At 33.7% G+C, this 22,949-nt stretch carries 21 protein-coding genes; 15 read left to right on the forward strand and 6 right to left on the reverse strand.

What is annotated here, in order from left to right:
• Positions 1–18 precede the first annotated feature (18 nt).
• Positions 19–2,046, forward strand: coding sequence for a M3 family metallopeptidase (locus HYN56_RS02230; protein WP_109190686.1), 2,028 nt, complete (start codon positions 19–21; stop codon positions 2,044–2,046).
• Between the two features lie 162 nt (positions 2,047–2,208).
• Complete coding sequence (locus tag HYN56_RS02235) at positions 2,209–2,868, forward strand: SanA/YdcF family protein (RefSeq protein ID WP_109190687.1); 660 nt, start codon at positions 2,209–2,211, stop codon at positions 2,866–2,868.
• 175 nt (positions 2,869–3,043) lie between these two features.
• On the opposite strand, the gene HYN56_RS02240 is transcribed toward HYN56_RS02235, so the two are convergent.
• Positions 3,044–4,306 (reverse strand): cation:proton antiporter, encoded by a 1,263-nt coding sequence (locus tag HYN56_RS02240; RefSeq protein WP_109190688.1) that lies wholly within the window; start codon positions 4,304–4,306, stop codon positions 3,044–3,046.
• A 138-nt stretch (positions 4,307–4,444) separates the two neighbouring features.
• Between HYN56_RS02240 and HYN56_RS02245 the strand changes: the two genes are divergently transcribed.
• The 6 genes from HYN56_RS02245 (at position 4,445) to HYN56_RS02270 (ending at position 8,553) form a co-directional block, all read left to right on the forward strand.
• Positions 4,445–4,948, forward strand: a complete 504-nt coding sequence (locus tag HYN56_RS02245; protein ID WP_109190689.1) for a GbsR/MarR family transcriptional regulator — start codon at positions 4,445–4,447, stop codon at positions 4,946–4,948.
• Between the two features lie 68 nt (positions 4,949–5,016).
• Positions 5,017–5,364: a hypothetical protein gene (locus HYN56_RS02250; protein WP_109190690.1), complete on the forward strand. Its 348-nt coding sequence runs from the start codon at positions 5,017–5,019 to the stop codon at positions 5,362–5,364.
• Entirely contained in the window at positions 5,361–6,101 is a 741-nt protein-coding gene (locus HYN56_RS02255) for a YqjF family protein (RefSeq protein ID WP_109190691.1), read from the forward strand. The genes HYN56_RS02250 and HYN56_RS02255 overlap by 4 nt, the downstream gene beginning before the upstream one ends.
• 27 nt (positions 6,102–6,128) lie before the next feature.
• Positions 6,129–6,947 (forward strand): thiol-disulfide oxidoreductase DCC family protein, encoded by an 819-nt coding sequence (locus HYN56_RS02260; protein WP_109190692.1) that lies wholly within the window; start codon positions 6,129–6,131, stop codon positions 6,945–6,947.
• A 101-nt stretch (positions 6,948–7,048) separates the two neighbouring features.
• Positions 7,049–7,957, forward strand: a complete 909-nt coding sequence (locus HYN56_RS02265; RefSeq protein WP_109194700.1) for a TIGR01777 family oxidoreductase — start codon at positions 7,049–7,051, stop codon at positions 7,955–7,957.
• A 140-nt stretch (positions 7,958–8,097) separates the two neighbouring features.
• Complete coding sequence (locus tag HYN56_RS02270; RefSeq protein WP_109190693.1) at positions 8,098–8,553, forward strand: SRPBCC family protein; 456 nt, start codon at positions 8,098–8,100, stop codon at positions 8,551–8,553.
• A 754-nt stretch (positions 8,554–9,307) separates the two neighbouring features.
• Here the strand turns inward: HYN56_RS02270 and HYN56_RS02275 are convergent.
• A complete protein-coding gene (locus HYN56_RS02275; RefSeq protein WP_109190694.1) occupies positions 9,308–10,120 on the reverse strand; it encodes a UbiA prenyltransferase family protein in 813 nt (270 codons plus the stop codon).
• Positions 10,121–10,344: 224 nt separating this feature from the next.
• On the opposite strand from HYN56_RS02275, the gene gcvP reads away from it, so the two are divergent.
• From gcvP to HYN56_RS02305, 6 genes are all read left to right on the forward strand, one after another.
• On the forward strand, positions 10,345–13,194 hold the full coding sequence (gene gcvP, locus HYN56_RS02280; RefSeq protein WP_109190695.1) for an aminomethyl-transferring glycine dehydrogenase: 2,850 nt from the start codon (positions 10,345–10,347) through the stop codon (positions 13,192–13,194).
• Between the two features lie 530 nt (positions 13,195–13,724).
• Positions 13,725–14,783, forward strand: a complete 1,059-nt coding sequence (locus tag HYN56_RS02285; protein ID WP_109190696.1) for a 3-oxoacyl-ACP synthase III family protein — start codon at positions 13,725–13,727, stop codon at positions 14,781–14,783.
• A 284-nt stretch (positions 14,784–15,067) separates the two neighbouring features.
• Positions 15,068–15,592, forward strand: coding sequence for a methyltransferase (locus HYN56_RS02290; protein ID WP_109190697.1), 525 nt, complete (start codon positions 15,068–15,070; stop codon positions 15,590–15,592).
• A gap of 89 nt (positions 15,593–15,681) precedes the next feature.
• Positions 15,682–16,530, forward strand: a complete 849-nt coding sequence (locus HYN56_RS02295) for a glycosyltransferase (RefSeq protein ID WP_109190698.1) — start codon at positions 15,682–15,684, stop codon at positions 16,528–16,530.
• A 79-nt stretch (positions 16,531–16,609) separates the two neighbouring features.
• Positions 16,610–17,356, forward strand: a complete 747-nt coding sequence (locus tag HYN56_RS02300; RefSeq protein WP_109190699.1) for an MlaE family ABC transporter permease — start codon at positions 16,610–16,612, stop codon at positions 17,354–17,356.
• Entirely contained in the window at positions 17,356–18,123 is a 768-nt protein-coding gene (locus HYN56_RS02305) for an ABC transporter ATP-binding protein (RefSeq protein WP_109190700.1), read from the forward strand. Before HYN56_RS02300 ends, HYN56_RS02305 begins: the two co-directional genes overlap by 1 nt.
• A gap of 81 nt (positions 18,124–18,204) precedes the next feature.
• On the opposite strand, the gene HYN56_RS02310 is transcribed toward HYN56_RS02305, so the two are convergent.
• From HYN56_RS02310 to HYN56_RS02325, 4 genes are all read right to left on the reverse strand, one after another.
• Positions 18,205–18,807, reverse strand: coding sequence for a SprT-like domain-containing protein (locus tag HYN56_RS02310; protein WP_109190701.1), 603 nt, complete (start codon positions 18,805–18,807; stop codon positions 18,205–18,207).
• Positions 18,808–18,889: 82 nt separating this feature from the next.
• Positions 18,890–19,567: an SDR family NAD(P)-dependent oxidoreductase gene (locus HYN56_RS02315; RefSeq protein WP_109190702.1), complete on the reverse strand. Its 678-nt coding sequence runs from the start codon at positions 19,565–19,567 to the stop codon at positions 18,890–18,892.
• Positions 19,568–19,602: 35 nt separating this feature from the next.
• Complete coding sequence (locus tag HYN56_RS02320; RefSeq protein WP_109190703.1) at positions 19,603–20,574, reverse strand: M28 family peptidase; 972 nt, start codon at positions 20,572–20,574, stop codon at positions 19,603–19,605.
• A gap of 130 nt (positions 20,575–20,704) precedes the next feature.
• Positions 20,705–21,847, reverse strand: a complete 1,143-nt coding sequence (locus tag HYN56_RS02325; protein WP_109194701.1) for an acyl-CoA dehydrogenase — start codon at positions 21,845–21,847, stop codon at positions 20,705–20,707.
• A 491-nt stretch (positions 21,848–22,338) separates the two neighbouring features.
• Here HYN56_RS02325 and HYN56_RS02335 point away from each other — a divergent pair, with 491 nt between their 5' ends.
• Positions 22,339–22,914 carry a chalcone isomerase family protein gene (locus HYN56_RS02335; RefSeq protein ID WP_109190705.1) on the forward strand — a complete coding sequence of 192 codons (576 nt, stop codon included), beginning with the start codon at positions 22,339–22,341 and terminating at the stop codon, positions 22,912–22,914.
• Positions 22,915–22,949 lie beyond the last annotated feature (35 nt).

Consider the following 22,949-nt stretch of genomic DNA (forward strand, 5'->3'; position numbering starts at 1 on the left):
TTAAACAGCATAAATAATATGAGCGTCTTAACCCAATATTTCAATACCAAACATAACACAGCACCTTTTTCGCAAATTAAAATCGAAGATTACGTTCCTGCTTTCAATGAAGGAATTGCTTTGGCTAAAGCCGAAATTGATGCAATTGTAAATAATCCGGATGCACCTACTTTTGAAAATACCATTGTAGCAATGGATTTTTCAGGTGATATTTTAGATCGTCTTTCCAGTATTTTTTTCAATTTGAATTCGGCTGAAACGAATGACGAAATGCAGAAAATTGCTCAGGAAGTTTCACCTTTACTTTCAGAATTTGGAAATGACATTCGTTTGAATGCGGATTTATTTGCGAGAGTAAAAACGGTTTACGATCAAAAAGAAAGTTTAAATCTGAATCCGGAACAAACAACTTTATTAGATAAGAAATACAAAAGCTTTTCAAGAAACGGAGCCAATTTACCAGAAGAAAAGAAAAACCAATTAAGAGAAATCGACAAAGAATTATCGAAATTGAGTTTGCAGTTTGGCGAAAATGTTTTGGCAGAAACCAACAATTTCGAACTGCATTTAACGGATGAGAAAGATTTAGCCGGATTGCCAGAAGGAACAATCGAAGCGGCAAGATTATTAGCCAAAAATCAGGAAAAAGACGGCTGGATTTTCACTTTAGATTATCCAAGTTATGTTCCGTTTTTGACTTATGCTGATAATCGCGAATTGCGTAAAAAAATGGCAATTGCTTTTGGAGCAAAAGGTTTCCAAAAGAATGAGTTCAACAATGAAGAAAACGTTCTGAAAATTGCCAAACTTCGTCATGAAAGAGCGAATTTATTAGGTTACAAAACACACGCTCATTTTGTTTTGGAAGAAAGAATGGCCGAAAGTCCGGAGAAAGTTTTCTCTTTCTTAAATGATTTATTAGCAAAAGCAAAACCAGCGGCACAAAAAGAATTTGCTGAGTTAGCTGCTTTCGCAAAAGAATTGGACGGAATCGAGCAATTAGAAAAATGGGACGGCGCTTATTATTCTGAAAAATTAAAACAACAACTTTTTAATTTAGATGATGAAAAGCTTAAACCATATTTTCAATTAGAAAAAGTTTTAGATGGCGCTTTTACCGTTGCCAAAAAATTATACGGCTTAACTTTTACAGAAGTTTTTGACATCGATAAATACCACGAAGAAGTTACTACTTATGAAGTTCGCGATGCTAAAAATGATTTAGTTTCGGTTTTCTACGCTGATTTCTTCCCAAGAAAAGGAAAAAGAAACGGCGCCTGGATGACTTCATTCAAATCGCAATATGTGAAAGACGGCGTAAATGAAAGACCACATATTTCAAACGTTTGCAACTTTACAAAACCGACCGAAACAAAACCTTCGTTATTGACTTTTAATGAAGTAACAACTTTATTCCATGAATTTGGGCACGGGTTGCACGGAATGCTGGCAAACACAGTTTATCCAAGTTTATCCGGAACTTCTGTTTATTGGGATTTCGTAGAATTACCAAGTCAGATTATGGAAAACTGGTGTTACGAGCCGGAAGCTTTGGCTTTGTTTGCGAATCACTACGAAACGGGAGAAATCATTCCGATTGAGTATGTTCAGAAAATTAAAGAAAGTGCCAGTTTTCAAGAAGGTTTGGCAACGTTGCGTCAGTTAAGTTTCGGACTTTTAGATATGGCTTGGCACGGACAAGATCCAACTGCTATTACCGATTTAAAAACTTTCGAAACAGAACAATTTGCGAGCACACAATTATATCCTGATGTAAAAGAAAATGCAATGAGTACAGCGTTTTCTCATATTTTCCAAGGCGGATATTCTTCTGGATATTACAGTTACAAATGGGCTGAAGTTCTGGATGCTGATGCTTTTGAATATTTCCAAGAAAATGGAATCTTCAATGAAGAAATTGCGAAGAAATTCAAAGATAATGTGCTTTCAAAAGGAGGAACAGAACATCCGATGACTTTATACAAACGTTTTAGAGGACAAGAACCTAAACCTGAAGCTTTATTGAAAAGAGCAGGTCTTTTATAATCTTAGATTTCTGATTTTAGATTTTAGATTATTTAATCTTTGTCTATAGTAAATTTTATATTAAACCGAAGTATTTCAACTTCGGTTTTTTTATTTGATTTTACTTAGAAATAAATTTAGTTATCTTCGTATTTTTAAATCTTAATCTTACAAATACAAGCCGTGAAAAAATATTTCAAAATAGCACTTTATCTTGCAATAATTGGGTTAATTGCAATTGTTTCTGTTAATTATTACGTAAAAAATTCTACCAAAAAATACATTCACTATTCAATTAAAAAATTTCCTAAGAATGATGTCGGAATTATTTTTGGCGCAGGAATTAACGGAAATCAGCCAAGCAAATATTTAAAAGATCGCCTGGATGCCGGAATTATGCTTTGGAAAGCAAAACGCATCAATAAAATTTTACTTTCCGGAGATAATGGACGTGATGAATATGACGAACTAACGGTGATGAAAAATTATTGTTATAATCACGGCGTTGACACCACCAAAATTTTTATTGATTATGCAGGTTTCGATACGTATTCGACAATGTATCGTGCGAAACATATTTTTAAGATTAAGAAAGCAACTTTAATTTCGCAAGAATATCATTTAAATCGAGCTATTTTCATCGGAAATAAATTGGGAGTAAAATCAGTTGGGTATTCAGCTAATCAAGGAGAATATTTGGGTTATAAATATGTAACTTTTAGAGAATACGGTTCTGTTTTTAAATCCTTTTTTGATGTTTTACGAAATCGAGAACCTCGTTTTTTAGGAGGAGAAATTAATATTAATGGAGAATCGAATTATTCTAAAGAAGATAAACGATAAAACTATTGAAGAACATTTCGCTCCGCTGGAGCTCTGTGATAGTTGAAAACCGAATTTGCTATAGATATTCTGCTCCGCTGGAGCAATAAAAAAGGACTGATTCACTTTTGAGACAGTCCTTTTTTAAGTTCTAAAAACAAAATCTTTACTCTTGCTTCTTGCTTCTATTCCCTCTCTACTCTTTCTCCAAAACTCTATTAGCTAATTTCCCAACCGTCAAGCCTTGAACTACGATAGAAAATAAAACCACAATATAAGTTACTTCCAACAAGAGATTTTTGTATTCGCTTTCCGGCATAGAAAGTACTAACGCAATAGAAACTCCACCACGAATTCCGCCCCAAACTAAAACCATTAACGAACCTTTGTTGTAAGCCGATTTAATTCCGAAAAACTTAAAAATGTCGAAGAATTTCCAAGGTAAAACTATAGAGGTTAATCTTGAAAAAAGAACTATAAAAATTGCTACAAAACCTGTCAGTAATTGTTTATTCAAATCTGGAAGTAATAACAATTCGAAACCAATAAATAAGAACAAAACAGCATTTAAAATCTCATCAATAAGTTCCCAGAATTTACCTAAATAATCTTTGGTCACTTCACTCATTGCTACTTTCTTACCATAATTTCCAATAATTAATCCGGCAACAACCATCGCAAGCGGACTAGAAACGTGTAAAGCCTGAGCCACTAAAAATCCTCCTGTAACAATAGAAAGCGTGATTAAAACCGAAACTTTATAATCATCGATCTTTTTCATCACTTTTGAAGCTGTAAATCCGAAAACCGCTCCTAATAAAAGTCCGCCGATTCCTTCCTTAATAAACAACCATGATATTGAACCAAAAGTAGCCTCAAATGTTGGATCGGTTGCCATTTTTAGAACAACGGCAAACATTACTACTGCTACTCCATCATTAAATAATGATTCTCCAACAATTTTAGTTTCGATTCTTTTTGGGACTTTAGCTTCTTTCAGAACTCCTAAAACCACAATTGGGTCAGTAGGAGAAATTAAGGTTCCAAAAACTAAGCAAAATATATAAGGAATATTGATTCCTAAAAGCGGTGCAATATAATAGAGTAAAACCGAAATAATTAAAGCTGATAAAACGACACTTACCGTCGAATAAATCATGATGGACACTTTTTGTTCTTTCAAATCAAACATGTTTACATGCAACGCTCCTGCGAATAAAAGAAAATTCAACATAGCTCCCATTAAAATTTCGTTGAAATCAAATTGTTTTATCAGATCAAAAAAATGCTTGGTTGTTGAAGGAAAATAAGAGTCTCCCAAAAGACGAATTCCGACTGAAACCAACATCGCAATAATCATAATTCCGATGGTTCCCGGAAGTTTTAAAAATCTTAAATTTAAATAGGCGAAGAAAGATGCCAATACAATTAGCACCGAAAAAGTGTAGTATAATTCCATAAAATGTGATTTTTACAAAAATAGCTGTATCATTATTTAATCAAAAATTTCAAGGTTTGAATTAACATAACTTTATAATTTGTTAAATAAGTTTCAATTATTTTTGAAAGTTTAAAAACTTTTACTTACATTTGACTCATGGAATTCAAAGAAGCAAAAAATAAGTTTGTACAAACCTGGGGAGCATTAGGTTCTCAGTGGGGAATTAATAAAACGATGGCACAGATCCACGCTTTATTAATGGTCTCAAACGAACCTGTTTCTATGGAAGACATTATGGAAGAATTACAGATTTCCCGCGGAAATGCAAGTATGAACCTAAGAGGTTTAATGGATTGGGGAATTGTTTACAAAGAATTTAAAGCAGGTGAAAGAAAAGAGTTTTTCACAGCAGAAAAAGATCTGGACGAATTAGCAGTTAAAATTTCCAGAGAAAGAAGCAAAAGAGAAATTAAACCTACTCTTAAGATCTTAAAAGAAGTTTCGACAATTGAAGCTAATAATTCGGCAGAAGAAAAACACTTTGTAGACCAAACTTCCAAATTGTATGATTTCGTTTTAAAAGCAGATAATATGCTGGACAAAATGACTGAGTTTAATGATAACTGGCTTGGAAAATTGTTTATGAAAATGATGAAGTAAATCTTCAGATTAAAAAAATTTAAACTAAACTTTCATTTTTTTCTGAAAGTTTAAAACAATCAATAACTATGAAAGCAATAAATTATCTTAATTACTTTTTTGTTGGAACACTGATTATATTGATTGTATTCGGATTATTGAGTAATGAGAGCAGTGGAAATATTACTGGAAGCGGGTTTCTGTTTTTAATATTAACCGGCTTATTTCAAGTGATTTTCGGTATAAAAATGCTTATAGACGAACCGAAAGATAAAAACCTCCAATATTACATAAAAGGAGTTTGTTTCTTTTTTGTCTTATCGTTTATAAATGGCTTCATTTTAAATTATCAGATTCTATATTTTATCCTGTTTGCAATTCCAATTATACTGGCAATTTTCTTTTCTATAATAACCTATAAAAAAGCACACCAATGAACTTCTTAAAAGCAGAATGGAAAAATTTAGCACTTTTCAATTATGAAGTTGAAGCTAAACTATTAGAAAAATATCTTCCAGCAGGAACTGAGATTGATATTTGGAACAACAAATGTTATGTCAGTCTGGTTGGATTTATGTTTAAAAACACCAAAGTTTTAGGATTGAAAGTTCCGTTTCATGTTGACTTTGAAGAAGTGAATTTGAGATTTTATGTAAAACGTTTTGAAAATGGCGAATGGAAACGCGGAGTGGTTTTCATCAAAGAAATTGTTCCTAAAAAGGCGATTACTTTTATCGCAAACACTTTGTATCAGGAACATTATGAAACTCAGAAAATGAGACATGAAATTCATGAAAATGAAGAGCGTAATACTTTCATTTATCAATGGAAAAATGATAAAGAATGGAATACGATGGAATTACAAACTAAAAATATTCCAATAGAAATTGAAGTTGATTCTGAAGCTGGATTCATCACAGAACATTATTTCGGATATACCAAAATCGATGAAGAAACCACTTTTGAATATGAAGTGACACATCCAAGATGGGAACAATTGGAAGTTTTAAATCATCGAATCGATATTGATTTCGAGAAAAATTACGGGAGTGATTTTAGATTTCTTCAAACTCAAAAACCAACTTCTGTTTTTCTGGCTAAAGGATCAAAAATTACAGTGAAGAATAAAAGAAAAATTGAACTGATTCCGATTCAAGAGGAATTATACGCATAAAACTATTCATCTTTAAAACCAAAAATCATGAAAACGTTAGAAAACCAAACCTTACTTTATGATGAAGATTGTCCGCTTTGCAGTTTGTACACGACTGGATTTGTAAAAAGTGGCATGCTTGATGAAAACGGAAGAAAATCGTATTGCCAATTATCTGAAGAAGAGCAAAGTTTTGTGGATTTAAAACGTGCTCCAAACGAAATTGCTTTGGTTGATAATAAAACCAAAACCGTTACATATGGAGTAGATAGTTTAATAAAAGTCATTGGTTTTTCATTTCCTTTAATTGAAAAAATCGCAACGCTTAAACCTATTCATTTTATCCTGAAAAAAATATACTCTTTCGTTTCTTATAACCGAAAAGTAATTATTCCGGGAAATGTAAAAGTAGAAAACAAATTACAATGCACGCCCGATTTCAATTACAAATACCGATTACTTTTTATCGGATTTGCATTAACCATAACAACTTTAATTCTTTTTGGTTATTCTAATTTGATTCCGAGTTTACCAAAAAGCAGTATCACGAGAGAAATTATTCTGGCATTTGGACAAATTGTTTTTCAAAGTTTATTCCTTTTAAAATTTGACAAACAAACAATCCTGAATTACGCAGGAAATATAATGACCGTTTCTTTGATGGGAAGTTTAATTTTAAGTCCAATGTTGATTGTAAGCAGATTTGTTTCTCTTCCAGAAATAATTGTTTTGGGTTGGTTTGGAGTAACGGTTTTAATCATGTTTTTGGAACATTTTAGAAGAGTGAAAATTTTAAAACTTCCTTTTTACTTATCTTACACTTGGATTCTTTATCGAATTCTTGCTTTGATTTTAATTATAAATTAAAGTTGCCACGAATTACACTAATTTCCACTAATTTTTTCTAGCGTTTTGCTAAATAGGAATTCGTGAAAATTCGTGGAATTCGTGGCAAAAAAAACACAATCATGAACAAACTCGTAATAGCATCTGGAACCGGTTTTCTCGGACAAATTTTAGTCAATCATTTCAAAAATAAATTTGAAAAAATTGTAATCCTAACTCGCGGAAAATCTCAGACAATTGACGGAATAAAATATGTAAACTGGAACGCCAGAACTTTTACCGGTTGGGAAAAGGAATTAGAAAATGCAACAGTTTTAATTAATCTTGCCGGAAAATCTGTCGATTGCCGTTACACGAAAGAGAATAAAAAAGAAATTCTTTGGTCAAGAATTGACAGTACAAAAATCCTGAATAAAGCAGTTTTGAATTGTAAAAATCCACCACAACATTGGCTGAATTCCTCAACGGCAACTATTTATCGTTTTTCTTTAGACAAACAAATGGATGAAATTGATGGCGAAATCGGAAATGATTTTTCTATAAATGTGGCGCTTTCCTGGGAAAAAGCATTCTTTAAAACCGAAACTCCAAAGACAATGAAAACGGCTTTACGAACTTCTATTGTTTTAGGAAAAAATGGAGGCGCTTTTATTCCTTTAAAAACTTTGGCAAAAATTGGTTTTGGAGGAAAACAAGGAAAAGGGAATCAGTTTGTAAGTTGGATTCATGAGGACGATTTTGCAAGTGCAGTTGATTTTATTATTCAGAAGGAAATGACCGGTGTGATCAATATTGTTTCTCCTACTCCAATTCGAAATGCCGTTTTTATGCAGAAACTGAGAAAAATCGTTGGTTTTCCTTTTGGAATTCCGATGACTAAATTCTTTCTGGAAATTGGATCTTTCTTTATTCGAACAGAAACAGAATTGGTTTTAAAAAGTCGAAATGTTATTCCGAAACGACTTTTGGAAAATGGGTTTCGATTTAAGTTTGGGGATATTGATGAGGCTTTTGAAAATTTATTGCACTAAAACCACACGCATTTTTGTCATCCCGAGGAACGAGGGATCACACTAGAGAATCGACAAAGATTGACGATTTTGATTGTGGAGTTTCTAGTGTGATTTCTCCTTCGTCGAAATGACAAAACAACGCACAAAACAAGAAAATCATGACAACAATAAACCTCACAACCAAAATTAAAGCACCAAAACAAATTGTTTTCAATGCTTCAAGAAACATCGATATTCATCAGCAATCGGCAAGTCCTTCAAAAGAAAAAGCAATTGCAGGCGTAACATCTGGTTTAATAAATTTGAATGAAACGGTAACTTGGCGTGGTAAACATTTCGGTTTCTATATCACACACAAAAGCCGAATTCCCGTAATGAATCTCTACGATTATTTTGTGGATGAAATGGAAAAAGGAAAATTCAAAACCTTTAAACATGAACATTTTTTTGAAGAAGAAAATGGTTTTACAATTATGAAAGATAAATTACAATATGAAACTCCATTTGGGATTTTCGGAGAACTTTTTGATATTTTGTTTTTGAAAAGACATTTGACCCATTTTCTTTTGGAAAGGAATAAGGTTTTAAAAGAAGTTTCAGAAAACAATAATTGATTGGATTTTATTTCACGCAGATTCTACAGATTTTAGCAGATTTAGCAGATAAAAAAACAAATTCAGTTGCCTCCAGTTTTAACTGGAGGTGAATTAAGGATTAAATATTGTTGGCTTTAGCCGAACTTTGTCATTGGCTAAAGTCTTTATTGGAGGCATTTTTTAACCTCCAGCTAAAGCTGGAGGCAATTCATAAAACAATTAGATGAAAATTCTTCGTTCCAAATTCCAAACATAGCCTGCGGTTTCAACCGCAGGAAGCGTTGTGAAAAGAAAAAGTCTCAATGGTTAAAACCATTGGCCATATTTATCCAAATAAACAACAAATTCAGTTGCCTCCAGTTTTAACTGGAGGTGAATTAAGGATTAAATACTATTGGCTTTAGCCAAACTTTATCATTTGGCTAAAATCCTTATTGGAGATATTTTTTAACCTCCAGCTGAAGCTGGAGGTTAAAAAATAAATTCAATTAAAATTTATTTTTCAAATTCTGATTTTAAACATAGCCCGCGGTTTCAACCTTGGGAAACGTGTACGAATCCGTCTCAGTGGTTGAAACCATTGGCAATATTCTTAATATGTTAGTTCTCTCTATATATATTGAAAACGAATCTTCTCGTTTTACGTTTTGCGTGAGGGATAGGAGCTGTCCGCCGCGGCGGAGCGGATAGCCCGACCCCGATTTGATAAGTGGGCGAATAACTGTAAAGCATTTTGCCCACTTATCAAATCGGGGGCACGTCCAGAATATTTTTAAAGAAAAACTATCATCAGCCACCAAAATATTGGTACACTTTCGACCCAAAAGGAAGTGTAATATTTAGAGCGATTTGGATTGGCAAAAAAGATAAATAACATCAGCATGACAACCATGATCAGATTTATAATCGCATCGTGATAATTGAATGTTGATATAAAAACTTCTAAAAACCAAAACGGAATCAACAATAGAAATCCTAAAAGTTTGGTTTTCTTAATGCCAATTGTCTGCGGAACGGTTTGTAAATGCGGATCATCGTTGGCTAAATCGATGATTTCGAAAACTAAAATCAGCACAAAAACTAAAACAAAACGCTGAATGCATTTGATAAAGAAATCTGTCGTAAACGGAATTTCGGCATTTATTAAAGGTAAAACCAAAGTGGCACCAACCCAGCAAAGTGCTACAATATAAATTTTTACGCCCGCCCAATTTCGGGCATTTCTTCGGTTTGGAAAAAATGGTAAAGTATAAAGTGCAGTAATCAGAAAAATTACGACAGAGATAATTTGGGTAATCCGCTTTAAATGGAAAAAATAATAGCCAACCAAAATTACCGAAATGAAACTCAAAACAGCAATAATTTTTAATTGTGTACCAATTGGATTTTTCTTTACGCGAACCAATGCGTCATATTTTACGAAATTATATCCTACAATTGTTCCAAAAAAAACGAATAGTGCCATTGGCTCATCGTATTGAATATGAAACACATGAAACGTTATTCGGACTAAAGCATAACACGACAAAGCCACGTGAATACTGCTGTTTAAATAAAAATTGAACATTTGTTTTAGAAGTTTCATATCCCGAAATCTAATCAATTGGTAACAAATCAACTCTTTAGTTATAAAATTGATAAAAAATGAAGTTAAAAATACCCATTAAATTATTAATAATACTTAATTTTGCGCCACAAAAAAACAACACATTTACTATAAAATGTAATAAACCTTGTGTAGCATGAGATTACGTCAAATAAAACACCCGGCAAATTACTTTTGATCTTTAAAAAAATAGACTGCTACAAATGAAAACAGATGCTTTTGCTTTAAGACACATTGGTCCAAGAGAAACAGATCTTCAACACATGTTACAAACCATTGGTGTTGACTCGATTGAACAACTTGTTTATGAAACCCTTCCGGACGATATTCGTTTAAAAGCGCCGTTGAATTTAGAACCTGCTATGACAGAATTCGAATTTGCAAATCATATTCGCGACTTAGGAAAGAAAAACAAAACATTTAAATCATACATTGGTTTGGGTTATCACCCAACTATCGTTCCGGCTCCAATTCAGAGAAATATCTTCGAAAACCCGGGATGGTATACTGCTTACACGCCTTACCAGGCAGAAATTGCTCAAGGTCGTTTGGAAGCAATTTTAAATTTCCAGACTACTGTTATCGAATTAACAGGAATGGAAATTGCAAATGCTTCTTTATTGGATGAAGGAACTGCTGCTGCAGAAGCTATGGCGTTATTATTTGACGTTCGTACGAGAGATCAAAAGAAAAACAATACACACAAATTCTTCGTTTCTGAAGAAATTTTACCTCAGACTTTATCGGTTTTACAAACGCGTTCGACTCCAATCGGAATTGAATTAGTGGTTGGAAACCACGAAACATTTGATTTTTCAAATGAGTTTTTTGGAGCTATTTTACAATACCCGGGAAAATATGGTCAAGTAAACGATTACAGTACTTTTGTTGCTAAAGCAAAAGAAAACGAAATCAAAGTTGCCTTTGCTGCTGATATTTTATCACTTGCAGCTTTAACTTCTCCGGGAGAAATGGGCGCTGCAGTAGTTGTTGGAACAACTCAGCGTTTTGGTGTGCCAATGGGGTACGGTGGACCTCACGCAGCTTACTTTGCCACTAAAGATGAATACAAACGTTCAATGCCAGGTCGTATCATTGGAGTTTCTGTTGACACAAACGGAAACCGCGCTTTACGTATGGCTTTAGGAACTCGTGAACAACACATTAAACGTGAAAAAGCAACTTCAAATATTTGTACTGCTCAGGTTTTACTAGCAGTTATGGCTGGAATGTATGCAGTTTACCACGGACCAAAAGGATTAAAATACATTGCAAACAAAGTTCACGCCTCTGCAGTTACCACTGCTGAAGCTTTAAATAAATTAGGAGTTTACCAAACCAACACGGCTTACTTTGATACGATTTTAGTAAAAGCTGATGCTCAAAAAGTAAAAGCTGTTGCGGAGAATAACAAAGTAAACTTCTTCTACCCTGATGCTGATTCGGTTTCAATTTCATTAAACGAAACAACGTCTGTTGCAGACATCAACCAAATCGTTGCGATTTTTGCTGAAGCGTTAGGAAAAGAAACTGTTACGGTTTCTGAATTAACTGCTGCAAGTCAATTACCGGCTTCATTAGAAAGAACTTCTTCTTTCTTGACTCATGATGTTTTCAACAATCATCATTCAGAAAGCCAGTTGATGCGTTACATCAAAAAATTAGAGCGTAAAGATTTATCATTGAATCATTCGATGATTTCGTTAGGTTCTTGTACGATGAAATTAAACGCAGCTTCTGAAATGCTGCCTCTTTCAATGCCAAACTGGAACAGTATTCACCCGTTTGCACCAGTTGACCAAGTTGAAGGCTACCTAACAATGCTTAAAAAATTAGAGCAACAATTAAATGTAATTACTGGATTTGCCGGAACAACTTTACAGCCAAACTCAGGTGCTCAAGGAGAATATGCTGGATTAATGGCTATTCGTGCTTACCATATGTCAAGAAACGAAGGTCACCGTAATGTATGTTTGATTCCTTCATCGGCTCACGGAACAAACCCTGCTTCTGCCGCGATGGCCGGAATGAAAATCATTGTTACGAAAACTACTCCGGAAGGAAATATTGACGTAGAAGATTTAAGAGAAAAAGCGATTGAACACAAAGATGATTTATCTTGTTTAATGGTTACTTATCCTTCTACTCACGGAGTTTTTGAATCTTCGATTATTGAAATCACAAAATTAATCCACGATAATGGCGGATTAGTATATATGGATGGTGCAAACATGAACGCGCAAGTTGGATTAACAAATCCTGCTACAATTGGTGCTGACGTTTGTCACTTAAACTTACACAAAACATTTGCTATTCCTCACGGTGGCGGTGGACCTGGTGTTGGACCAATTTGTGTGAACGAAAAATTAGTTCCGTTCTTGCCAACAAACCCAATCTTAAATGTGGGTGGTGAGCAAGCAATTACTGCTATTTCATCTGCACCTTACGGATCTGCTTTGGTTTGTTTGATTTCTTACGGTTATATCACTATGATGGGAGCTGAAGGATTAAAAAGCGCTACTGAGCATGCAATCTTAAATGCCAACTATATGAAAGCACGTTTCGAAGGTCACTACCCAATTCTTTATACTGGAGAATGTGGAAGAGCAGCTCACGAAATGATCTTAGATTGTCGTGCATTCAAAGAAAACGGAATCGAAGTTGGTGATATCGCAAAACGTTTAATGGATTACGGTTTCCACGCTCCTACGGTTTCTTTCCCAGTTGCTGGAACTTTAATGATTGAACCAACTGAATCTGAAGATTTAGCGGAGTTAGATCGTTTCTGTGATGCACTTATCTCAATCAGAAAAGAAATAGAAGCGGCTACTGCTGATGACAAAAACAACGTATTGAAAAATGCACCGCACACATTAGCAATGTTAACTTCTGACACTTGGGATTTCCCTTATTCAAGAGAAAAAGCGGCTTATCCATTAGATTACATCGCTGACAATAAATTCTGGCCATCTGTTCGTCGTGTTGATGATGCTTATGGTGACAGAAACTTAGTTTGTAGCTGTGCTCCAATCGAAGCTTACATGGAAAGCTAAAATTTAGTTTTCTTAACATATTTAAAACCCGACAGATTTTAAAAGCCTGTCGGGTTTTGTTTTTTTCAGGTTATGTTGAAACTTGAAACAAATCTAAAATCTAAACTCAGAAATCTAAAATTAATTAGGGCGTGCCACCATCCCGATAAATGGGCAACTTCACTTTACGCATATTCGCCCATTTACCGGGATGCTGTCGGGCTATCCATGCTACTTCGGTAGCTTATTCCTATCCCTCACGCGGTCAAGTTCTAAAAGAAAGAATAGTCTTTAAAAAAACTTAACTTTCTATTCCTGTTTTGTTAAATTAATTCAACAAAGCAAAAAAACTATACACAAAATTTGGTCATCAATCTGGCTTCAATCGTTTGAAATCTCGGTAATTCGAAAAATTCATTAAAAAATAAGCAATATATCTTTGAAAAAATCGTTATTCCTTAATTATATGCATGCATAGTAAATTTTATGATAGTTATCATTTTTTTATTTATACTTTAGCATGATATTTATCGGATAATTAAAGGGAAATAATGAAAATAAAAATTATTGGTATTGGGAGCTATATTCCTAATCAAGAAGTAAAAAACACAGATTTTGACAAACATGTTTTTTTAAATGAGGATGGAACTCCTTTTGGTTATCCGAACGAAGTTGTTATTAAAAAATTCAAGGGCATTACCGGAATCGAAAACCGTCGTTATGCTGAAAAAGATCAAACTGCATCTGACTTAGCATTTTTTGCAGCACAAAAAGCAATCGCTAATGCAAATATCGATGCTGAAACTTTAGATTATATTATCATCGCACATAACTTTGGCGATGTAAAAACCGGAACTACACAATCTGATATTTTACCGAGTTTGGCAACACGTGTTAAAAATAAATTAGGAATCAAAAATCCTAAATGTGTGGCTTACGATATTATTTTTGGATGTCCGGGATGGATTGAGGGGGTTTTACAAGCGAATGCTTTCATCAAATCCGGAATGGCAAAAAGAGTAATGGTAATTGGAGCCGAAACTTTGTCAAGAGTAGTAGACGATCACGACCGCGATTCGATGATTTATTCTGATGGTGCGGGAGCTTCAATCTTGGAAGCTTCAACTGATGAAGCTGGATTATTAGCTTACGAAAGCGCTACTTTCGCAACGGACGAAGCTGGTTTTCTTTTCTTTGGAAAATCATACAACAAAGATTTAGATCCGGATACGAAATACATTAAAATGTACGGACGTAAAATCTACGAATTCGCTTTAAGCAATGTTCCGTGCGCCATGAAAAGCTGTCTGGACAATAGCGGAATTGCAATTGATGAAGTTAAAAAAATCCTTATTCATCAGGCAAACGAAAAAATGGATGAAGCAATTATCGAACGTTTCTACAAATTATACGGACAAACTCCTCCTAAAGACATCATGCCAATGAGCATTCACGATTTAGGGAACAGCAGTGTTGCAACTGTTCCAACTTTATATGATTTAATTTTGCAAGGAAAAGTGGAAGGTCACGAAATCAATAAAGGCGATGTTCTTATTTTTGCTTCAGTTGGAGCCGGAATGAATATTAATGCTTTTGTTTACCGATATTAAATAAAGCTTTATAAGTTTTTAAGCGAAATAATCTCGCAAAGACGCGAAGTCGCAAAGTTTCTTTTTTTGCCACAGATTGGAAGGATTAAAATGATTTTTAAAAATCTGCTTAAATCCGCATAATCTGCGTGAAATTAAAAACTTTACGACTTCGCGTCTTTGCGTGAAATTCATTTAAAACTTACCACCGCAACTGAATACTAAAAACTGAACACTGAATACTTTTTTAGTATATTTGCGACCTAATTAACAATTCATGAACGAGAGATTCGTTCGCAATGACTATGTACGAAAAAACGTTTCCGAATAAAAGATTCAGACTTACCTTAGAATTTTTACAAAAACACGTTAGCACATCTGAAACCATTTTTGATTTTGGTGTTCCAAATCCGTTCTCCAAAATAATGGAGGAAAACGGTTATACTGTAAAAAACACTAAAGGCGAAGATTTAGATAACGATCATACTGCTTTACAGACAGAAGACTATACTGTATTTACAGCATTTGAAATTTTCGAACATTTATTAAATCCGTACACCATTTTACAAAACGTAAAATGTGACAAATTGCTAATTTCAATTCCGTTACGTTTATGGTTTTCACCGGCATATCGTTCTAAAACCGATATGTGGGACAGACATTACCATGAATTTGAAGACTGGCAATTGGACTGGCTTTTAGAAAAAACGGGATGGAAAATCACAGATCGTCTTCAATTTACCCATCCGGTAAAAAAACTTGGACTTAGACCATTATTAAGATATTTCACTCCGAGATATTATATTGTTGTTGCGGAAAAAATTAAATAAATTCCAATACTAAAATTCCAAATTCCAATTGAACTCGCTTTAATTGGAATTTGGAATTTTAAAAAGTTGGGATTTTAAATTGAAAATTTATGAAATATTACATCGTCATTCCGGCACACAACGAAGAGAGTTTAATTGGCTTAACCTTACAATCTTTGGTTACGCAAACCGTTTTGCCTTCAAAAGTTGTGGTTGTCAATGATAATTCAACTGATAAAACGGAAGAAGTTGTTTTAGGATTCGCAAAAGAAAATCCATACATCTCTGTTGTAAACAAAACTTCAGATGCGATTCATTTACCGGGCAGCAAAGTGATTCAGGCATTTCAGAAAGGTTTTGAAACTCTGGATTCGGATTACGATATTATTGTAAAGATTGATGGTGATTTAATTTTTCCTCCAAACTATTTCGAAACCATAATCAAACATTTTGAATCGGATTCAAAAATCGGAATGGTGGGCGGATTCTGTTATATTGATAAAAACGGCGAATGGGTTTTAGAAAATCTAACCGATAAAGATCATATTCGCGGAGCGCTAAAAGCCTACAGAAAAGAAACATTTCAGCAAATTGGTGGTTTAAAACCTGCTATGGGCTGGGATACTGTCGATGAATTATTGTGTAAATATTATGACTGGAAAATAGTAACAGATCAGTCTTTACATGTAAAACATCTAAAACCAACTGGTGCCAATTACAACAAAACAGCCCGCTACAAACAAGGCGAAGCTTTTTATACTTTAGGATATGGTTTTTGGATCACTGCGATTGCTTCGGCAAAACTGGCCATGATGAAGAAAAAACCATTTCTATTTTTGGATTACATCAAAGGATTTATGAAAGCAAAAAGCGCCAAAACTCCTTTATTAGTAACTCCGGAACAAGCTAAGTTTATTAGGAATTATCGTTTACAAAAAATGAAACAAAAGTTAATTTGATTGCCAAAACAGTCGAAAAAAGGGAACTCATTACCCATAACTCATAACTTCTTTTTAACTTAGCCAATATTTAAAAATTATGATGCTAATTCGTTATTTATCCCAAATAGGGAAATATTTTTTAATGCTGAAAGAAATTTTCAATAAACAGACCAAATGGTCTGTTATGAAAAATCTAATCTTTAAGGAAATCAATGACCTTATTATTGACTCTCTTGGAATTGTTTGCTTCATTTCTTTTTTCATTGGAGGAGTTGTTGCCATTCAAACGGCCTTAAACTTAACTAATCCATTAATCCCGAAATATTTAATTGGTTTTGCCACTCGTCAATCTGTTATTTTGGAGTTTGCTCCTACTTTTATCTCGGTAATTATGGCCGGAAAAATGGGTTCTTATATTACTTCAAGTATCGGAACGATGCGTGTTACAGAACAAATTGATGCTTTAGAGGTTATGGGTGTTAATTCATTAAACTATCTTGTTTTTCCTAAAATTATAGCTTTACTAATGTATCCTTTTGTAATTGGAATCAGTATGTTTTTAGGAATTTTTGGCGGATGGATGGCTTGCGCTTATGGAGGATTTTCAACCGGAGCAGATTTTATTATGGGAGCTCAGAAAGATTTCATACCCTTTCATATTACATATGCCTTTATCAAAACTTTAATCTTTGCTATGTTATTGGCAACAATTCCATCTTTTCATGGCTACTACATGAAAGGCGGCGCATTAGAGGTTGGTAAAGCAAGTACCATATCGTTTGTATGGACATCTGTTACTATTATCCTTCTAAATTATATATTAACTCAATTATTATTAGGATAATGATAGAAGTAAAAAACATAGAAAAATCATTTGGCGACAGCAAAGTTTTAAAAGGCGTCTCGACGGTATTTGAAACTGGAAAAACCAACTTGATTATTGGACAAAGTGGATCTGGAAAAACAGTTTTATTAAAAACCTTGTTAGGAATCCACACCCCTGACTCAGGAACAATTGAATTTGACGGAAGAGTTTATTCTGACTTAGATAAAGATGAAAAACGCGAATTAAGAACTGAAATCGGAATGGTATTTCAGGGCTCAGCATTATTTGACTCGATGACAGTTGAAGAAAACGTAGCTTTCCCATTAAGAATGTTCACCAATAATACTAAGGCACAAATTAAAGAACGTGTTGATTTTGTTTTAGAAAGAGTTAATCTGGTAGATGCTCATAAAAAATTGCCATCAGAGATTTCAGGAGGTATGCAGAAACGTGTGGCTATTGCACGTGCGATTGTAAACAATCCGAAGTATTTATTTTGTGATGAACCAAACTCTGGCCTGGATCCAAATACTTCAACATTGATTGACAACCTGATTCAGGAAATCACAAAAGAATATAACATCACAACCGTAATCAATACCCACGATATGAACTCTGTAATGGAAATCGGTGAAAATATTGTTTTCTTAAAAAAAGGAGTAAAAGCCTGGCAAGGAACTAAGGAAGAAATCTTTGTAACCGACAACAAAGACATTGTTAAATTCGTATACTCTTCTAATCTGTTTAAAAAAGTTAGAGAAGCTTATTTGAAAGACATAAAATAATTAAAAATTCCAATTCTTTGGAAACCCCAAATACAAAATCCCAAATTCCAAACTATTTTAGAATGGAATTTGGGATTTTATTTATTGAACATTAATTAACTCTACTTCAGCATTTGGATTAAACAGATAGGTTTTTCCGGAACTAATTTCTATACACTCAAAACGTTTTGTTCTAACCGCTAATTTTTTAAAAACCTTACCATTTTTGATTCTAAACACACTTCCGTAAGGTATTTCGAAAACATAATTTTTATCGCTTTCTTTATCGTATTGTTTTAAAGCGAGAGATAAAGTTGTATCCGTATCACTACTTGCCGAGGGATTCTTAAAATGTCTCGCCAATAAAGGCAGAATATGTCCCGGAAATATTTCCGGTCTGATAAATGGAACCATCAAACGCTGAAAAGTAAATTTCCATTCATTTCCATGCGGTTTTATGTTTCTTCCAAATTTTTCGAAAGCAACCAAATGCGCAATTTCATGAATCAATGTGATTAAAAATCGGTATTTATTCAAACTGGCATTAACCGTAATTTCGTGTTTTCCACTTGGTCCGCGTCTATAATCTCCGTGACGGGTTTGACGCTCGTTTACGATTTTCAAATGCACCTGATTGGCCACTATCAAATCGAAAACGGGTTTTACCGCATGTTCCGGAATATATTTAGCTAAAGTATCGCTCAAGTTAGGTTAGATGTTATTTGTTAAATGTTAGAAGTTTTCTTCTGTTTTTGGAATTTGGTATTTCAAAATTGAATTTTAGAAATTACGGATTCGTTGACGAAACTTCTAATACTTTTCCGTTAAAATATTTATTTCCGTTAAGAGTAAAATCATAAATATAAGTTGCCATTCCTTCGGCTGAAATTGGCGCTTGATAACCAGGGAAAGCTTCGTTCAGCATTTCAGTCTGAACAGAACCTAAAGCCAGAACATTAAACGAAATACCTTGTTCCTTATATTCTTCGGCTAATAATTCAGTCAACGTAATTACAGCGCCTTTGCTTGAACTGTAAGCGGCTAATCCTGCAAATTTCAAACTTCCTCTCACTCCGCCAATGGAACTGATTGTTACAACATGGCTTCCTTTTTGTAAATACGGAAGACAGATTCTAGTCAGATTTGCAACTGCAAAAACATTTACTTTGTAAATACTTTCAAAATCGGCCTGGGTTGTTTCTGCAAAAGGTTTTAAAAGTAATGCTCCGGCATTATGAACTACAGCATCTACTTTTTTCCATGTTGAAGAAAGAAAATTTTCTACTTGCTGTAAAGCCGTTTCATCTGCCAAATCAATAGACAGACAAGTTACATTTTGATGTTCTAAAAGTGTCTTAGGTATTTTTCTTGAAATGGCTAAAACCTGATTTCCTGCATTAGCAAACTGCAATGCTAATTCATAACCAATTCCTCTACTCGTTCCGGTAACAATAATATTTTTCATGGAGCAAAAATAATCAAATGCTGTAAAACAGCCTCTTATTTATTCATGGTTATTTCCTGTGTTGGAGAAGTTGTAATTTTAGTAACCGCTGGCAATAATTCCTGAGTAAAAGCCGTAATATGTGGAATATCCATCAGCTTAAATTCATCTGAAACATGATGATAGAAATCAAAATTTTCAAAATCAAAAGTACTTATAGACTGGCATGGTTTTTTGAAAACATCATAGAATGAGTAATTATCCGATCTGTAGAATAATTGATATTCTGCTTCTTTTGGTAAAAATCCTATTGTATTTTTTCCTGTGTATTCATTTATTTTAGCAGCCATATTCGATTTATCAAAACCTGTAATATAAGCCAGATAGTCTCTTTTCATTGGCACACCAATCATTTCGATATTTAATTGCGTGTATAAATTAAAGTTTTGATCTTTCAATTTCTGAACTAAACTTTTAGAACCTAACAACCCTTTTTCTTCTCCGGCAAAAAACACAATTAAAATACTGCGTTTGTTTGATTTGGTTTCGCTGAAATATTTCCCCATTGCAGCAACAGAAGTCACGCCTGAAGCATCATCATTAGCTCCATTATTAATTTTATCAGCCTGTTCTTTTTTCTCTATCCCAATATGATCGTAATGTGCGCTTAACACAACAAATTCTTTTTTCAATTCCGGATCTGTTCCTTCAATTACTCCGACTATATTAAAAGCGGGACTTTTAAAATTAGTCAGTGTATCACGATACGTTTTAAAATAAGGTTTGATATTATTCTTTTTTAGAAAATCTTCCAGAAACACTGCTGCTTTTTCAATTCCTTTAGTTCCAGTTTCACGCCCTTCCATTTCGTCCGAAGAAAGGTATTTTAAGAAATCTGAAATCTCGGTTTCTTTTACTTTATAAGTGACTTCAATTGGTTTTGAATTTGTCTCTTTTTCAGGAATGGTCGAAGTACCCGATTTACAGGCAAAGAAGATAAAAGGAAGCAAAAAGTATAGCTTTTTCATAATAGTGGGTTTTGAATTAGAACAAAAATTGTCTTAAAAGTATAAACTTATGAAAAGTAATAGAATATTCATAAAAAAACCCTTCCAAACTAAAAGTTGAAAGGGTTTTCAAATCTATTGCAACCTAATTTTATCCAGCGATAACAGCTCTTGAAATTACGATTTTCTGAATTTCAGAAGTTCCTTCGTAAATCTGGGTAATTTTTGCATCGCGCATTAAACGCTCTACATGGTATTCTTTTACATAACCATTTCCTCCGTGAATCTGAACAGCTTCTACAGAAGTATCCATTGCAACCTGCGAAGCAAATAATTTTGCCATTGCACCGCTCACATCGTAGTTTTTATGCTGATCTTTATCCCAAGCTGCTTTCATGCATAAATGACGTGCTGCTTCAATATTTACAGCCATATCTGCCAATTTAAAAGCAATTGCCTGATGATTGCAGATTTCTGTTCCAAATGCTTTACGTTCTTTAGAATATTTCAAAGCTAATTCGTAAGCTCCTGAAGCAATACCTAATGCCTGAGAAGCAATACCAATTCTTCCACCGGCTAATGTTTTCATAGCAAATTTAAATCCGAAACCGTCTTCACCGATTCTGTTTTCTTTAGGAACTTTTACATCAGTAAACATTAAAGAATGTGTATCAGAACCGCGGATTCCCATTTTTTGCTCTTTTGGCCCAACAGCAAAACCCGGCATATCTTTGGTCATAATCAAAGCATTGATTCCTTTGTGCTTTAATTCCGGATGTGTTTGCGCAATTACTAAATATACAGACGCAGTGTTTCCGTTTGTAATCCAGTTTTTAGTTCCATTTACCAAATAGTGATCTCCCATATCAACCGCAGTTGTTTTTTGAGAAGTTGCATCACTTCCGGCTTCCGGCTCACTTAAACAGAAAGCGCCATGAATTTCTCCCGAAGCCAAACCTGGTAAATATTTTTGTTTTTGTTCTTCAGTCCCATATTCTTGAAGTCCCCAGCAAACTAATGAATTGTTTACAGACATTACCACCGAAGCCGAAGCATCAATTTTAGAAATTTCTTCCATTGCAATCACATAAGAAATCGCATCAAGACCACTTCCACCGTATTTAGGATCCACCATCATTCCCATAAATCCGAGTTCGCCCATTTTTTTGACTTGCTCTGTTGGAAAAATTTGTTTTTCATCACGTTCAATAACTCCCGGCAATAGTTCATTTTGAGCAAAATCTCTTGCTGCCTGCTGAATCATTAAATGTTCTTCGGTAAGATTAAAATCCATAGTAGTATACTTTAAATGTTTTTTCAACCAAATTTCAAACAGAACTTTTAGTTGATGGTTTTTTATGTTTTTGTTTTTTTTAGCACCCAAACTTTTCAGTTCAAAGGCTTCCAAAGATACTTTTTTAAAGTGTAATTTACAATGCATGCATACAAAATTAATAGATCAGCAAAGATAACGATAACGTTTTCGTAATTATTTATCTTTTTATTCAAATGAACATTAATCTCGCAACAAATCTTTTAAAATTCTGGATGGTATTTTCTCAAAAAAATATTCAAAAAACTAAAAATATTGATCAATTTTTCAAAAGCAAAAGTTAAACAATTCTTAAATCGAGTAAAACTACGTAAAACAACTCCTACTAATTTGATTATTAATATTATAGAGAAATTAAATGTAAATTTTACAGAAAAAAAACATCTTAAATTTGAACCAAATATTAAGAAATTAACATTATTTTTGACCAAAAAATAAAAAATTGACAGAACATGAAAAAGATTTTACTATTATTTACTCTCCTTTTAATCCTCCCTTTTTATACCGTTTCAGCACAAACTCAAATTGAAGTAAATGGCGTAACTGTTCCAAGAAAAATAGAATTTCAAGGCAAACCTTTACAACTAAATGGCGCTGGCGGAAGATCCAAAATGTGGTTGGAAGTTTATGTTCAGGCATTGTATTTATCGCAATTAACTCAGGATCCACAATTCATTATTGACAGTGATACAGAAATGGCAGTTAGAATTGAAATTACTTCTTCTATGGTTTCTTCTAACAAATTGACAAAAGCCATGAATACCGGTTTTGAAAAATCGGCCGGGGAAAATTTGGAACAATTACGTCCAAGAATTGAGCAGCTAAAAAGTTTCTTAAGCGATCCTATTACAGAAAAAGATGTCTTTATTTTAGCTTATAATCCTTTAGATCAAAATGTTTATGTTTCTAAAAATGAAGTACTAAAAGGCAAAATTGCAGGATTTGATTTCAAAAAAGCATTATTCGGAATCTGGCTCTCTGACAAACCAGTTGACGAAACTTTGAAAAAACACTTATTAGGACAATAGTTCTTAATTTTTTAAATATTCAGAAAGCCGAAAAC

Origin of the sequence: Flavobacterium crocinum, from assembly GCF_003122385.1 — a bacterium.
Taxonomy (GTDB): Bacteria; Bacteroidota; Bacteroidia; order Flavobacteriales; family Flavobacteriaceae; genus Flavobacterium; species Flavobacterium crocinum.